At 73.3% G+C, this 13025-nt stretch carries 15 protein-coding genes; 9 read left to right on the top strand and 6 right to left on the bottom strand.

All coding sequences use genetic code 11. The annotated features are described in order from the left end of the window. Positions 1-62: 62 nt before the first annotated feature. Positions 63-428 carry a hypothetical protein gene (locus tag VM95_RS05910; RefSeq protein ID WP_052707167.1) on the top strand — a complete coding sequence of 122 codons (366 nt, stop codon included), beginning with the start codon at positions 63-65 and terminating at the stop codon, positions 426-428. Here the strand turns inward: VM95_RS05910 and VM95_RS05905 are convergent. Beyond that, the gene (locus VM95_RS05905; RefSeq protein WP_045692959.1) at positions 406-1251 is read right to left on the bottom strand and encodes an SDR family NAD(P)-dependent oxidoreductase; all 846 of its coding nucleotides are present in this window, start codon (positions 1249-1251) and stop codon (positions 406-408) included. The two genes, VM95_RS05910 and VM95_RS05905, sit on opposite strands and share 23 nt — an antisense overlap. 141 nt (positions 1252-1392) lie before the next feature. On the opposite strand from VM95_RS05905, the gene VM95_RS05900 reads away from it, so the two are divergent. The 3 genes from VM95_RS05900 to VM95_RS05890 all read left to right on the top strand — a co-directional run bounded on the left by VM95_RS05900 (position 1393) and on the right by VM95_RS05890 (position 2861). After that, the gene (locus tag VM95_RS05900) at positions 1393-1968 is read left to right on the top strand and encodes a TetR/AcrR family transcriptional regulator (protein ID WP_078859630.1); all 576 of its coding nucleotides are present in this window, start codon (positions 1393-1395) and stop codon (positions 1966-1968) included. 116 nt (positions 1969-2084) lie between these two features. Then, a complete protein-coding gene (locus VM95_RS05895) occupies positions 2085-2495 on the top strand; it encodes a hypothetical protein (protein WP_157881999.1) in 411 nt (136 codons plus the stop codon). 12 nt (positions 2496-2507) lie between these two features. Then, complete coding sequence (locus VM95_RS05890; RefSeq protein ID WP_045692957.1) at positions 2508-2861, top strand: VOC family protein; 354 nt, start codon at positions 2508-2510, stop codon at positions 2859-2861. A 69-nt stretch (positions 2862-2930) separates the two neighbouring features. On the opposite strand, the gene VM95_RS05885 is transcribed toward VM95_RS05890, so the two are convergent. Continuing rightward, positions 2931-3197: a hypothetical protein gene (locus tag VM95_RS05885; protein ID WP_078859629.1), complete on the bottom strand. Its 267-nt coding sequence runs from the start codon at positions 3195-3197 to the stop codon at positions 2931-2933. A gap of 67 nt (positions 3198-3264) precedes the next feature. Here VM95_RS05885 and VM95_RS41250 point away from each other — a divergent pair, with 67 nt between their 5' ends. Together VM95_RS41250 and VM95_RS05875 are read left to right on the top strand one after the other, a co-directional pair. Further along, on the top strand, positions 3265-3558 hold the full coding sequence (locus VM95_RS41250; protein ID WP_167352895.1) for a hypothetical protein: 294 nt from the start codon (positions 3265-3267) through the stop codon (positions 3556-3558). 87 nt (positions 3559-3645) lie between these two features. Continuing rightward, the gene (locus VM95_RS05875; protein ID WP_045692954.1) at positions 3646-3912 is read left to right on the top strand and encodes a GNAT family N-acetyltransferase; all 267 of its coding nucleotides are present in this window, start codon (positions 3646-3648) and stop codon (positions 3910-3912) included. 10 nt (positions 3913-3922) lie between these two features. On the opposite strand, the gene lysA is transcribed toward VM95_RS05875, so the two are convergent. Further along, positions 3923-5266, bottom strand: coding sequence for a diaminopimelate decarboxylase (gene lysA, locus VM95_RS05870; protein WP_045692953.1), 1344 nt, complete (start codon positions 5264-5266; stop codon positions 3923-3925). Positions 5267-5285: 19 nt separating this feature from the next. Continuing rightward, complete coding sequence (locus VM95_RS42285) at positions 5286-5453, bottom strand: hypothetical protein (protein WP_157881997.1); 168 nt, start codon at positions 5451-5453, stop codon at positions 5286-5288. A 329-nt stretch (positions 5454-5782) separates the two neighbouring features. On the opposite strand from VM95_RS42285, the gene kdpB reads away from it, so the two are divergent. Both kdpB and VM95_RS05860 read left to right on the top strand, forming a co-directional pair. Then, positions 5783-7939 carry a potassium-transporting ATPase subunit KdpB gene (gene kdpB / locus VM95_RS05865; RefSeq protein ID WP_045692997.1) on the top strand — a complete coding sequence of 719 codons (2157 nt, stop codon included), beginning with the start codon at positions 5783-5785 and terminating at the stop codon, positions 7937-7939. A gap of 170 nt (positions 7940-8109) precedes the next feature. Next, the gene (locus VM95_RS05860) at positions 8110-8595 is read left to right on the top strand and encodes a universal stress protein (protein WP_045692952.1); all 486 of its coding nucleotides are present in this window, start codon (positions 8110-8112) and stop codon (positions 8593-8595) included. Positions 8596-8697: 102 nt separating this feature from the next. Here VM95_RS05860 and VM95_RS05855 read toward each other — a convergent pair whose 3' ends face one another. After that, positions 8698-9834: an alpha/beta hydrolase gene (locus VM95_RS05855; protein ID WP_045692951.1), complete on the bottom strand. Its 1137-nt coding sequence runs from the start codon at positions 9832-9834 to the stop codon at positions 8698-8700. Positions 9835-10218: 384 nt separating this feature from the next. Here VM95_RS05855 and VM95_RS05850 point away from each other — a divergent pair, with 384 nt between their 5' ends. Then, positions 10219-10683, top strand: a complete 465-nt coding sequence (locus VM95_RS05850; protein WP_052707166.1) for a hypothetical protein — start codon at positions 10219-10221, stop codon at positions 10681-10683. An 80-nt stretch (positions 10684-10763) separates the two neighbouring features. On the opposite strand, the gene VM95_RS38560 is transcribed toward VM95_RS05850, so the two are convergent. After that, positions 10764-12752: an Ig domain-containing protein gene (locus VM95_RS38560; RefSeq protein WP_052707165.1), complete on the bottom strand. Its 1989-nt coding sequence runs from the start codon at positions 12750-12752 to the stop codon at positions 10764-10766. Between the last annotated feature and the right edge of the window lie 273 nt (positions 12753-13025).

Raw genomic sequence — 13025 nt, 5'->3', positions numbered from 1 at the left:
CGGCCGGGCCGACTTCCCACGCGGCGCCCGTTTCCAGCACGCTCCGGAGTGGAAGCCGCCGCATGAACGACCTGCCCGCGAACGACCTGCCCGCTCGGGAGATCCGCCTCCCCCTCGACCAGCTCGTGTCGATCCTGCGCGACCTGAACGAGTTCGTGGTCTCCCTCGACCGGCTCGGCTCCCGCCAGGCCGCCGGCACGGCCGACGCGCGCACGGTCGGCGAGTTCGTCGCCGACTGGGACGTGGCCCGCCGGTTGGCCCGGGCCCGTCAGCTCCTCGGCGTCGCCCTCGACGAGCAGCTGACGCCCGAGGAGAACGCGCTCGTCGACGAACTCTGCGAGCAGGGCCGGTTCTTCGGCGCGCGGCCGGCCGACGCGGGGGCCCCGGGCCCGCGGCGGCGCCCGGTCAGCGGACCCAGTCGCGGGTGAGCGACTGGACGGCGGAGCCGTCGAGGTCGGCGAGCGAGGTGGCGACGAACTCCCGGGCCCACGCCGAGGTCTGGACCCGGAAGGCGGGCCGGTCCGCGGTCAGCGCCTCGATGATCGGGGCCGCGGCCTCGGCCGGCGTCTGGGCGTTGCCGAAGGACTGCTGGGTGCGGGCGAGGTACGCCTGCAGGGCCGGCGCGTACGGCCCGGCCGCCGCGAGCAGGGTGGGGATGTCCAGCCCGGCGTTGGCGACGAACTCGCTGTCCACCGCGCCCGGTTCGACCACGGTGACGTCCACGCCGACGGTGGCCGCGACGGGGGCCAGCGACTCCATGAAGCCCTCGACGGCGAACTTGGCCGCGCAGTAGGCCTCGTTGAAGGGCTGGCCGACCGCGCCGCCCACGCTGGTGACGGTGATCACCCGGCCCCCGGAGGCCCGCAGGTGCGGCAGGGCGGCGCGGGTGGCGGCGACGACGCCGAAGAAGTTGACCTCCATCGCGGCGCGCACGTCGTCGAGGCTCAACTGTTCGAGGGTGCCGACCCGGGCGGCTCCGGCGTTGTTGACCAGGGCGTCGAGCCGGCCGTGCTCGGTGATCACCTCGTCCAGGCAGGCGGCGATGCTGTCGGCTTCGGCCACGTCCAGGCGCTTGACCCGGATGCGGTCGGTGACGCCGAGTTCGGCGGCGGCCTTGAGCAGGGCCCCGGCCTTGGCGGTGTCGCGCATGGTGGCGACGGAGGTCCAGCCGGCCTGGGCGGCGGCCACGGCGACGGCCAGGCCGATGCCGGAGGACGTGCCGGTGATCAGAACGGTCTTCTCGCTGGTCATCAGGGGTCTCCCTGTCTTTCGATACGCATGGAACGGAGCGCCGGAACCCAACAACCGGGGAACTCCCCACTTAGCTGCCACGCTAACCGGAGAACTCCCCGGTTGTCCAGGTAGACTGGCCTCCGGACGAAGGGAACAGCCGTGACCACCCAGCCGAGCATGTTGCGCGCCGATGCCCGCCGCAACCGCGAGCGGATCCTCGAAGCAGCCGTCCGCGCCTTCGCCGAGAAGGGCGCGGACGTCCCGATCGACACGATCGCCAAGGCCGCCGGCGTCGGCTCGGCCACGCTCTACCGGCACTTCCCCACCCGCGAGGCACTGGTCGAGGCGGCCTACCGCAACGAGCTCGCCCGCGTCTGCGACAGCGCCGCCGAACTGCTCGCCGAGCTCCCGCCGGACCGGGCGCTGCGCCTGTGGATGGACCGGTTCATCGGCTACCTGGCCGCCAAGCAGGGCATGGCGGACGCCCTGCGGGCCGCGGTCGCCTCCGGCGCGGACCCCTTCGCCGAATCCCTCGACAAGTTGAGCGCGGCGATCGGCTCCCTGCTGCGCGCCGGGGCCGAGGCCGGCCTGCTGCGCTCGGACGTCGAGCCCATCGACCTCGGCCTCAGCCTCGCCGGCGTCTCCCTGGTCACCGACTCCGCCGCCCAGCGGGACCGGGCCGGCCGCCTCCTCGACCTGATCCTCGACGGCCTCCGGTACCGGCCGGACCGGTAGCCGCTACCCCCGGTGGCGAGCGGCCGGGGCCCGGACGGTCGCACCCGGCCGTCGCCACCCGGCGCGTGCTTGAATGGCGGGACGTGAGCGGGCGATCAACTGGGGGATTCGTCAGGGTGTCGACAGGAACCGTCTTCCGTTGCCGGCAGTGCGCCAGGCCCCTGTCCAACTCCGTGGAGCAGCAGGCGTGGCAGCCGCTGCCCCGGATCAAGGGGCGCGCCCACTACACGTACGGCCCGTCGCACGTGCCGCAGGGCCGGTTCGCCGCCGACCCGGAGCCGTACAACCCCCGCGTCTCCTCGGAGCTCGACTGGGTCATCCACCCGGCGGACGCCGTGGGCATGGGGCCGCATCCGAACACGGCCCGGCTGTACGGATGTTGCCGCCGCGACGGCGCGGACGGGCCGAACCTGGTGTGCGCCGGCTGCGGCGCCGAGGTGGGCATCGAGGTCTCGGACTGCTGGACGGCGTACGACACCCGGCTGCGGAAGTCCGCCGTGGTCGCCCACGAACGCCCGCTGCCCTGACAGGATGGCCGCATGGAACGCGTGCGTGGAATCGGTGGGTACTTCCTGCGGGCCGCCGACCCGGCGGCCCTGAACGCGTGGTACCGCGACTGCCTGGGCCTGGACGCCGACGAGTACGGCCTGTGGCGCCAGGAACCCGGGCCGATGGTCTTCACGACCTTCGACGCCGACACCGACTACTTCGGGCCCCGCTCCCAGCAGACCATGCTCAACTTCCGGGTCCGCGACCTCGATGCGATGCTGGCGCAGCTGCGGGCCAAGGGGGCGGAGGTCGCCGAGGAGACGCAGGACCTGGCGGGCGTCGGCCGGTTCGGCTGGGTCACCGATCCCGAGGGCAACCGCATCGAGCTCTGGCAGCCCGCCTGACCGCGCGTCCCTCCCGACAGCGTGGCGCGAGAAGTCGGCCGGGCCGACTTCTCGCGCGGCTCCGGTCGGTCAGAGCAGCCCGTCCTGGGACTCGCACTTCAGGGAACCGCTGGCCTTGGCCGAGAAGCCGCCCGGCATCTGCTGCACCGCCAGATCGGTGAACGTGACGGCGTCCTCGGTGCGGCCGGCCGCCGCACCGACCGGGGCCTTGCCCGTCCACACGGCCGACTTCGGGTCCTCGCCGTCGCCGATGGTCAGCAGCAGGCTCATCTGCCCCTTGCCGTCGAAGCCCATGACCAGCGCGGTCTTCTTGTCGGCCCCGCCCGTCGCCGTCACGGCCAGGTTGCCGGACGAGGACTTCTGGCCGAGACAGTTGGGCGCCTCGAACTGGAACGTCCCGCCGTTGCTGCCGCTGATGGTGATGGTGTTCGCACCTGCCGGGGCAGCCGCGCCGCCCGATCCGCCGGCCGCCTTCGAGGGGGCGGCCGACGTCGGCGCGGCGGCCGGCACCGAAGCGGCCGCGCTCGATGCGGCAGCACTGGGCGCGGCGCTGCCCGATGCGGCAGCCGTCGCGGACGACGAGGAGCCCGAGGACGTGGAGGAGCCCGAGGAGGAGCAGGCCGTGAGGAGAAGGGCGGAGACGCCGAGGATCGCAACGGGATACACACGAGTCATTCGAATCATGGGCAGACTGTAATACTCATGTGTGACAGGGCGTCACCCATTAATCCGTCGGTCGGATAGCCCGATCGGGCGCTGAACAGCGGTGCGCGAGAATGGCGGGATGGTCACCCTGAGGACTCCCCGTCTGATCCTGCGCCGCTGGCACGAGAGCGACGTCGCGCCCATGGCCGCCGTCCGGTTCGGGTTCGAGGAGCGCGGACTGGAGCGGATCGTCAGCATCGCCCAGGCGGGAAACGACGCCTCCGAGCGGATTATGACCAAACTGGGAATGCACCTGGCCCGCGAGACCGTCCATCCCGCCACCGGCCGGCGGGTGCGGGTGTACGAGCTGTCGTCGGATCAGTACGTCTCCACCATCGCTCGTTGACGGCAGCGCCTCAGCGGCCGACCTCCCGCAAGCGGAAGTCCTCGACCGTCTCCCGCCGGATCAACAGCCGCGCCCGGCCGTCCCTCACCGCGGCGACGGCCGGGCGGCCGACCAGGTTGTAGCCGGACGCCATCGACAGCTGGTACGCCCCCGCCGCGGGTACGGCCAGCAGGTCGCCGGGCCGCAGGTCGGCCGGGAGCACCGCGTCGCGCACCAGCACGTCCCCGGCCTCGCAGTGCCGGCCGACCACGTCGACCCGGGCCGAGCCCGCGTCCGAGCGGCGTCCCACCAGCCGGACGCTGTACGGCGATCCGTACAGCGCCGGGCGCGGGTTGTCGCTCATGCCGCCGTCGACGGCGACGAAGCAGCGGCCGTCCGCCGTGTGCTTCACCGACAGCACCCGGTACACGGCGACGGCCGCCGGCCCGGCGAGCGCACGCCCCGGCTCGACGATCAGCCGGGGCACCTCCAGGCCGGCCTCGGCACACCGCACGGCCAGCCGGTCGGTCACCCGGACCGCGAACTCGGCGAGGTCGAACTCCGCGTCCCCGGGCAGGTACCTGATGCCGTGCCCGCCGCCGAGGTCCAGCTCGGGCAGTTCGACGCCGTGCCGCTCCCGCACCTCCGCGAGCAACCGCACCAGCGCGTCCACCGCCTCCAGGTACGGCCCGACCGAGGTGATCTGCGAGCCCAAGTGGCAGTGCAGTCCGGCGAGTTCGAGGCTCGGCTGGTCGAGCACCCGGGCGATGGCATCGGCCGCGTCGCCGCCCTCGACCGGGAAGCCGAACTTCTGGCCGCCGACTCCGGTCCGCACGGCCGCGTGGTGCCCGGCGGCGATCCCGGGCACCACCCGCACCAGCACCTTCTGCGGGGTGTCGGCGGCGACCAGGGCGGCCAGCCGGGCGATCTCCGCCGGGCCGTCGATCACGATCCGCCCGACCCGCAGCCGCCGGGCCAGCCGCAGCTCCTCCGGGGACTTGGCGTTGCCGTGCAGCAGGATCCGCTGCGCCGGGAAGCCGGCGGACACGGCCAGCCACAGCTCACCGGCCGAGCAGACGTCCAGCCCCAGGCCCTCCTCCGCGACCCAGTCGGCGATCGCGCTGCACAGGAAGGCCTTCGCCGCGTACAGCACCTCCGCGTGCGGCAGCGCCCGCCGGTACGCCCGGGCGCGGCCGCGCACCTCGCCCTCGTCCAGCACGTACAGCGGGGTGCCGAACCGCTCGGCAGCCTCCGCCAGCCCGACCCCGCCGACCAGCACCTCGCCGCCCGGCCCGGTCCGGGCCGAGGCGGGCCAGGGGCCGCCGAGCGCGTCGGCGAGGCCGCAGGGGAGGGGTGGAACGGCGAGCTGCGTCATGGGTGGCACTCCTTCGGGGTCAGTCTTCGAACTGCATCGCGATGCGGCAGTGCGCCGGGCGGGTGCGGTCGTGCGCGCGCTCGGGCTCGGGGATCCGGACCGGCGGTTCGGGCTGGGCCGGTCGGTCGAGCAGCCGGACCACCCGGGGCAGTAGCGGAGGTTCGACGGCGAGGGCGGTGTCGTTCATGGCGAGGTCCCTTCGGGTGACTGGCCGTACGGCCGGACACCTCCAGTGGAACCCCTCCGCGCGCCGCGCGGCCCCGCCCTTGACACAGGTCGTACGCGACGGGCCCGGACCTTGACGCTCCCCTGACAGGCCCCCGGAACGGGCGTTCGAGCCGATCGGGCGCAGTGTCAGGGAACTGTCAAGGATGGCCGGTCGGACGCCAAGCCCACGTCAAGACCCGCATGGCGCGCCGGAATCCGGTGGTGGGCTGTGCGCCGTCCCCCGCCGCCACCGAGCCCCGCCGCCCCGCGATCCAGCAATCCGGGGCGGCCCGGAAGGTCCCCGAGACGATGCGCCGTTCGGCCCTCACCACACCGGACACCACACCCGACCAGCAGAATCCCCCGGAGCCACCACGCCAGAGCCACCGCCCCTCCGCGCCGAGGAGCCGCCGCACACTGATCACCCGCGCCCAGCTCGCCGAGGCACTGCCCGCCGCCGTCCGCAAGCTCCACCCCCGCGCCATGATGCGCAACCCGGTGATGCTGGTGGTCGAGACCGGCTCGGCGCTCACCACGATCACCGCCGTCGTCCACCCGAGCGTGTTCGCCTGGGTGATCTCGTTCTGGCTCTGGCTGACCGTCCTGTTCGCCAACCTCGCCGAGGCCGTCGCCGAGAGCCGGGGCAAGGCCCAGGCCGACTCGCTGCGCGCGGCCCAGTCCGCGACCACCGCCCGGCGGCTGCTGCACTGGCGGGTCGGCACCCGCGACCACCGCCACGAGGTGCTGCCCGCCGAGGAGTTGATGCTGCACGACATCGTCCTCGTGCCGGCCGGCGAGGTGATCCCGCGCGACGGCGAGGTGGTCGAGGGCGTCGCGACCGTCGACGAGTCGGCGATCACCGGCGAGTCCGCGCCCGTCGTCCGCGAGTCCGGCGGCGACCGCACCGGCGTCACCGGCGGCACCAAGGTGCTGTCGGACCACCTGGTCGTCCGGGTCACCTCCCGCCCCGGGCAGAGCTTCGTGGACCGGATGATCGCGCTGGTCGAGGGCGCGAACCGGCAGAAGACGCCGAACGAGATCGCGCTGAACATCCTGCTCGCCTCGCTCACCATCGTCTTCCTGCTCTCCGTCGTCTCCCTCCAGCCGATGGCGATCTACGCGCACGCGCCGCAGACCACGATCGTGCTGGTGGCGCTGATGGTCGCGCTGATCCCGACCACGATCGGCGCGCTGCTGTCGGCGATCGGCATCGCCGGGATGGACCGGCTGGTGCAGCGCAACGTCGTGGCCCTGTCCGGCCGGGCGGTGGAGGCCGCCGGGGACGTGGACGTGCTGCTGCTCGACAAGACCGGCACCATCACCCACGGCAACCGCCGTGCCGTCGCGCTGCACCCGCTGCCCGGCGCGACCGCCGAACAGCTCGCCGAGGCCGCCCAGTTGACCTCCGTCGCGGACGAGACCCCGGAGGGGCGGTCGATCGTCGAACTGACGCACCGTCAGTACTGGGTGCCGCCGCGCGCCCCCGGCGAACTGGGCGAGCGGCGGCCCGTCCCGTTCAGCGCGCACAGCCGGATGAGCGGCGTGGACCTCAGCTGGCCGGACGGCGCCGCCTGCCTCGTCCGCAAGGGCGCCGCGAGCGCCGTCGCCCGCTGGGTGGTGAAAGCCGGCGGCCGGCTGCCGATGGAGGCCAAGCCACTGGTGGACCGGATCGCCGAGGCCGGCGGCACCCCGCTGCTGGTCGCCGTCCACGACCGGCACGGCGCCCGGGCGCTCGGCGTCGTCGAGCTCAAGGACGTCGTCAAGGAGGGCATCGCCGAACGCTTCGCCGAACTGCGGCGGATGGGCATCCGCACGGTGATGGTCACCGGTGACAACGCGCTCACCGCGAAGGCGATCGCCGCCGAGGCCGGCGTCGACGACTTCCTCGCCGAGGCCACCCCCGAGGACAAGCTGGCCCACCTGCGGCGCGAACAGGCCGCCGGGAACATGGTCGCGATGACCGGGGACGGCACCAACGACGCCCCCGCGCTCGCCCAGGCCGACGTCGGCGTCGCGATGAACTCCGGCACCCCGGCCGCCAAGGAGGCCGGCAACATGGTCGACCTCGACTCCAACCCGGCGAAGCTGATCGACATCATCCGGGTCGGCAAGCAACTCCTCATCACCCGGGGCGCGTTGACCACCTTCTCGATCACCAACGACGTGGCCAAGTTCTTCGCGATCATCCCCGCGATGTTCGCCCACGCCTACCCCGGGCTGCACCACCTCAACATCATGGAACTGCACAGCCCCACCTCGGCGATCGCCTCCGCGATCATCTTCAACGCGCTGATCATCGTCGCCCTGATCCCGCTCGCCCTGCGCGGCGTGCGCTACCAGCCGGCCTCCGCGACCGACCTGCTGCGGCGCAACCTCCGGGTGTACGGGCTCGGCGGGCTCGTCCTGCCCTTCCTCGGGATCAAGGCGATCGACCTGCTGATCCAGTTCGTGCCGGGGCTCGGCTGAGGCCGGCCGGGTGACGACGGCGACCGGCCCTGTCAGGAGGCCGTCAAGAAGTGCACGACCGGCGTCATGGCGGTGTCAGGAGCGGTACGGAGTGACGGGTTCCGGGGTTCACTGGAGGCATCCGGAGAGCGGTGTACCCAGGAGTACCGAGGAGACGGAGGCGAACGGCCATGACCGGAACGACCCGGGTGATCGTCGGCCTGAGCGGATCACTGAGCAGTCTCGCCGCCCTCTACCACGCGGTCGGCGAGGCCGCCCGGCAGGAGGCCGTCCTGGTCCCGGTCGCCGCCTGGACGGCGAACGAGCGGGCCGGGCTGCGCCCGCTCGCCGAGCTGGAGCACGCCGCCCGGCGGCGCCTCGACGTCGCCTTCGAGCAGGCGTACGGCGGCTTCCCGTCCGGCCTGGTCATCCACCCGCTGGTGGTGCGCGCCGAGCCCGGGCCCGCCCTGGTCGGCGCCGTCACCGGCCCGGCGGACCTGCTCGTCCTCGGCACCGCCACCCGCCGCCGCCTCGACCGGCTGCGGCACGGCTCGGTCGCCCGGCACTGCCGGCACCGGGCGGGCTGCCGGGTCGTCGAGGTCTCCCCGTCCGCGCTGCTGACCCGCCTCGAACTGCCCGCCCGCACCGGCGCCCCGCTGCCGCTGCTCGCCCGCTGAGCAGCGAGACCCCGAGTCCCCCGCCGGCTCGACGCGCGCCCACCGCACCTAAGCACCGCGCCGAGCCGGCGGGCACCAACACCGCCTCCAACACCGCCTCCGCTACGCCGGATCGGCCAGGTGCGCGCTGAGCCAGCTCAGCGAGGGCGGCAGCAGCCGGTTCCAGGTGGTGAAGTTGTGCCCGCCCGCGTCCACCGTCTCCTGGGTGACGGTCAGCGGCGGACGGGCGGCGGCCGCGAAGGCGGTGGAGTCGGCGTACGTGCTGCCGTCCTGCTTGCTGTCGGCGAGCAGCACCGACAGCGCGGGCACCGGCAGGTGCGCCAGGCGCCAGTTGAGGTCGGCCTCGTCGCGGCGCTGCGGGCTGCCGGCGAAGAGGTCGCCGGTGGTCACGTCGTCGGCCGCCTTGAAGTAGCCGGACAGCGAGACCACGGCGCCGAAGGTCTGCGGGTGCACCATGCCGAGCTTGACGGCGCAGTAGCCGCCGGTGGAGTCGCCGATCACGCCCAGGCTGCCCGGGCCGGTCAGGACCCGGTAGGAGGCGCGCAGGTCGGCGGGCACGTCGGTGGCGAAGTAGCTCTGCGCCTGCGGGCCGTTCGGGACGTCCTCGCACTCGCTGTCGCGCGGCATCGACGGCGAGGGCCGCATCAGCACCAGGACGGTCGGCTTCATCGCGCCCTGCTTCAACAGGTCGAGCTCGTGCGCGGGGTAGCGGAGCTTGCCGACCAGGTTGGCGGCGTCGCCGGGGAAGCCGGTGAGCACCAGGACGGCGGGGAAGTGCCGCGCCTCGCCGCCGGGCTGGAAGTACTGCGGCGGCAGGTAGACGTAGCCGTCGGTGCTGAGGCCGGTGGTGCCGCCGGGCAGCCGGACCCGGTCGAGCCGGCCGATCTGGGCCGGGTCGCGGCCGACCGAGGGGGCGCCGGTGACGTCCGCCTGGCCGAGCACCTGCACCCCGGCCGGGCCGGCGGCGGCGCCGCCCGTACCGGCGCTCTGGATGACGGCGGCGCCGTGCTCGTGGCCGAGCAGGTCGGACCAGCTGCTGTAGAACACGAAGTAGTCGTTGATCGCGAGGCCGAGCGCGGCCAGCAGCGTCAGCTGGGTCGCCACGACGGTGCCCAGCCGCAGGAACATCGCGGGCCAGCTGCGGACGGCGAGCCTGGGCCACACCCAGAGCGTGCCGAGCACCGTGAACACCGCGAGCAGCGCCACCAGCGCCACCAGTTTGTGACTGGTGAGTCCCATCGCCTCCGGCCTCCCCTACCACTGTTACCACGGTGGACCACGGGCCGGGATTCGGCACCCCTCGAAGGCGTACCCACCTCGTCACTCCACGTCACCTTCGCCGCGGCGGGTCGCGGTCGACTTCGACAAGACTGTCGAGGACATGCCAAGGTCGGGTTATGCTGAGCCGGAGCTCGCACCTCGGCCCGGACGCCTCACGCAGAGGCCAGGGCCCGAACCGATCCTTCCCGCAGGCCATCTGACGGTCCGTCAACCCAGTGCCCGGACCTGACCCGCCGGGCGTGCCCCGGGCCGCCGACCGCCGTTGTACCGGAGGTGAGTCGCCGCGCCGCCCGCCCGCAACCCCCGGCACGCCGGCCGAGGAAGCCGAGGAAGAGGTCCCCCATGACAGCCTGGCTCCGCCCGAGCCCCGCCGAGGCCGCCGTGCTGCTCGCCGTGCTCGGCCTGCTCCTGCTGGAGGAGGTCGCCCTCGGCCTCGCCGACGAGGACGACCGGCCGGTGATCAGCGGCATCATGATCGGCGCCTCCGGTACCGGCCTGCTGCTGGTCGGCGCCGTGCTGCTGCGCCGCTGGATCGACGACCGGCGCCCGCTCCCGCTGCCGCCCCCCGGCCCCCACGGGCGCGAGTACAGCGCCCGCGCCCTCGAAGGCTTCCCGATGGACGCCGTCCGGCCGCTCCTGCTCGGCGAACACGCCCACCAGCTCGACCAGTTGTACTCGGCCTGGATGCTCGCCCGGGCCGGCCACCCGGCCGCCTGGATCGCCCGCCGGCTGCGCCTCCCGGTGGACACCGCGCAGGTACTGGTGGACGCCGCCCGCACCGGCACCCGGCCGCTACCGGGGTCGTGACGGGCACGACGTCGGCCCCGGCGCCGCGGGTCGCGGTGCCGGGGCCGGTGTTCACGCGAGCGCTCGGCTCACGCGGGTGCTCAGCTCTCGCGGGCCGAGGCGTCGTCGATCAGGAAGGCCGTGGTCGGGCTCGTCCCGGTCTCGTGGGAGACGAGCTTGAGACCGACCGTGGTCCCCCAGCCGACCTGGCCGATGACCGAGGAGAGGTCGACCGACTGGTACTGGTAGCCGCCGGTCGTGTTCTGGCTGGTCCAGGTCTTCACCGTGCCGATCGTCTGCCCGGTGTACTGGTTGATCGCCACCAGGGACAGCGTGTCGGGCGCGGAGGCGGAGGCGTTGGTCGACTCGACGTCCAGCCAGAAGGAGAACTGGGCCTGCCGGTAGCCCGGGTAGGTGTTCAGGTAGGCGGTGATGGAGTCGTCCGCCCCGGTGTTCTGGCCGAGCCAGGCGTACCACGAACCGGAGTGCGGCGCGTGCAGGCTGGACGGGGTGATGATGTTGTAGCCGGACGGGCCCCAGGCGTCCGTCATCACGGTGTGGTTGACGTCCGCCGAACCGTTCTCGAAGCCGGGGTCGGTCAGCTGCTCGATCGAGCCGCAGCCCGTGCCGCCGGAGGCGCTGACGTTCTCCCAGAAGCCGGTCGACGCCGCCTTGCCCGCACCGTCCGTCGCCGTCACGGTGATCCGCTGGTAGTTGTTGGTCGCGGCGGCGGTACCGGAGATCACTCCGCTGTGCGCGTCGATGGCCAGCCCCTGCGGCAGCCCGGTGGCGCTGTAGGTGAGGGCCGCACCGCTGCTCGACACGCCCACCGCCGGAATCGACAGCGGCTGCCCGGCCTTGTCGACCCGGTCGCACATGGTGCTCACCGAGACCGGCGGACTGGCCACCACGGGGTCCGAACCGACGCACAGGTGGTCGGAGTTGGACCACAGGGTCTGCAGCGGGAAGCTGCCCGTCGACAGGTTCTCGAAGAACAGCCCGCCGTTGGAGCCCTGCGGGATCCAGGCGCACTTGTCGCCGACCTCCTGGCCGGTGGCATCGGTCCAGCCGCCCGGGGTGTTCGGGTCGGTCACCGTCTCCGCGTACTCGTGGCCGCCGATGATCCCGTAGCCGTCCAGCCGACCCCGCGGGGTGTTCTCGCCGAACCAGTTGGTGCCGCAGCCGGCCACGTCCGACAGGTACGGCATGTTGGTGTAGGCGAGTTGACCGTACTGCGAGCGCTGGAAGTCGTGCCAGGCGCAGAAGCCCAGCTCCTTCCACTTGTCCGGATCGGTGCCCTGCGGCGAGTCGATGACGTACTGCACGTTGCGATTCTGCGCCTCGGTCAGGTTGCCGAAGTGCTTGGCGGCGGCCAGCGCCTCGGCGCCGATCTGCGGCTCGGTCGCGGACTGCGGCGCGGGGGCGGCGTTGTCCACCCAGACGCCGGCCAGCACGCTGCCCGCCTGCGGGTACGGGATGTGCGCGGACCCGGCCGGGCACTGGACGGAACCGGCGGCGATGCCCTCGCAGTACTGGGTCAGGACGGCGCTCCAGCCGTCACCCGCGCTGCCGAGGCCCTTGAAGAAGTCCTGCTGGTACGGGGCGGCCTGGTCCGGGTCGCCGGTCGTGGTGACGTCACCGGTCGCGCTCGTCGACGGGGTGCCCCACTGGGAGCCCCAGAGCACCAGGTAGACCTTGGGCGCGCCGATCACCACACCGGTCGACTCCTGGCCGCCCTTGTAGGTGACCTGGAGGTCGTACTGGTTCGCGACGTTGCCGTCGCCGTTCTTGCCGGTGCCCGGGTCGGCGCCGTCCACCAGCTCAGGCGCCTTCCTGCCGCCGTTGTTCGCGGCGGCGACCGGACCGGTCCGGGCGGCCTTGGCCCGGCGTGGGCCGGACTTCTGGGGCGCGGCCCCCTTCGGGGTGCCCGGCTGGACCGCCACGGTGTCGGACTGCGGCAGGTGGGAGTCCGCCATGGCGGACAGCGGGGCGCTCAGCCCGGCGCCGGCCAGCGCGGCCGCGAGCGCCACCAGGGCGGTTCGCCGGCCGCGCTGGGCGCGTTCGGACAGGCGGGATCGGAATCTGGACACAGGTCGGCTTCCGTCTCTCGTGACGTGGGGGCGAGGGGCGCACGGCGCGGCGCGCATGCGGAGTTGACTGATCACCAACGGGGCTGCGACGGAGGACGGGGAACCTGATCTCACCCGGGCGCCGCTGTGCAATGCGCCATATGATATTTCACTAACCGGCGCGCACAAGGTCCCGAGCACGACACCCGATCGCGCCGCCCTCCTGCGGGCACACCGCCCGGCCGCACCCCGCGCACTCCTCGGCACACCACCGCGCCCGCCCCGTCCGGCCCG

Source organism: Streptomyces rubellomurinus, assembly GCF_000961885.1.
GTDB classification, from domain to species: Bacteria; Actinomycetota; Actinomycetes; order Streptomycetales; family Streptomycetaceae; genus Kitasatospora; species Kitasatospora rubellomurina.
The sequence above is the reverse complement of the archived record's forward strand: the minus strand, read 5'-3'. Positions and strand labels throughout refer to the sequence as shown.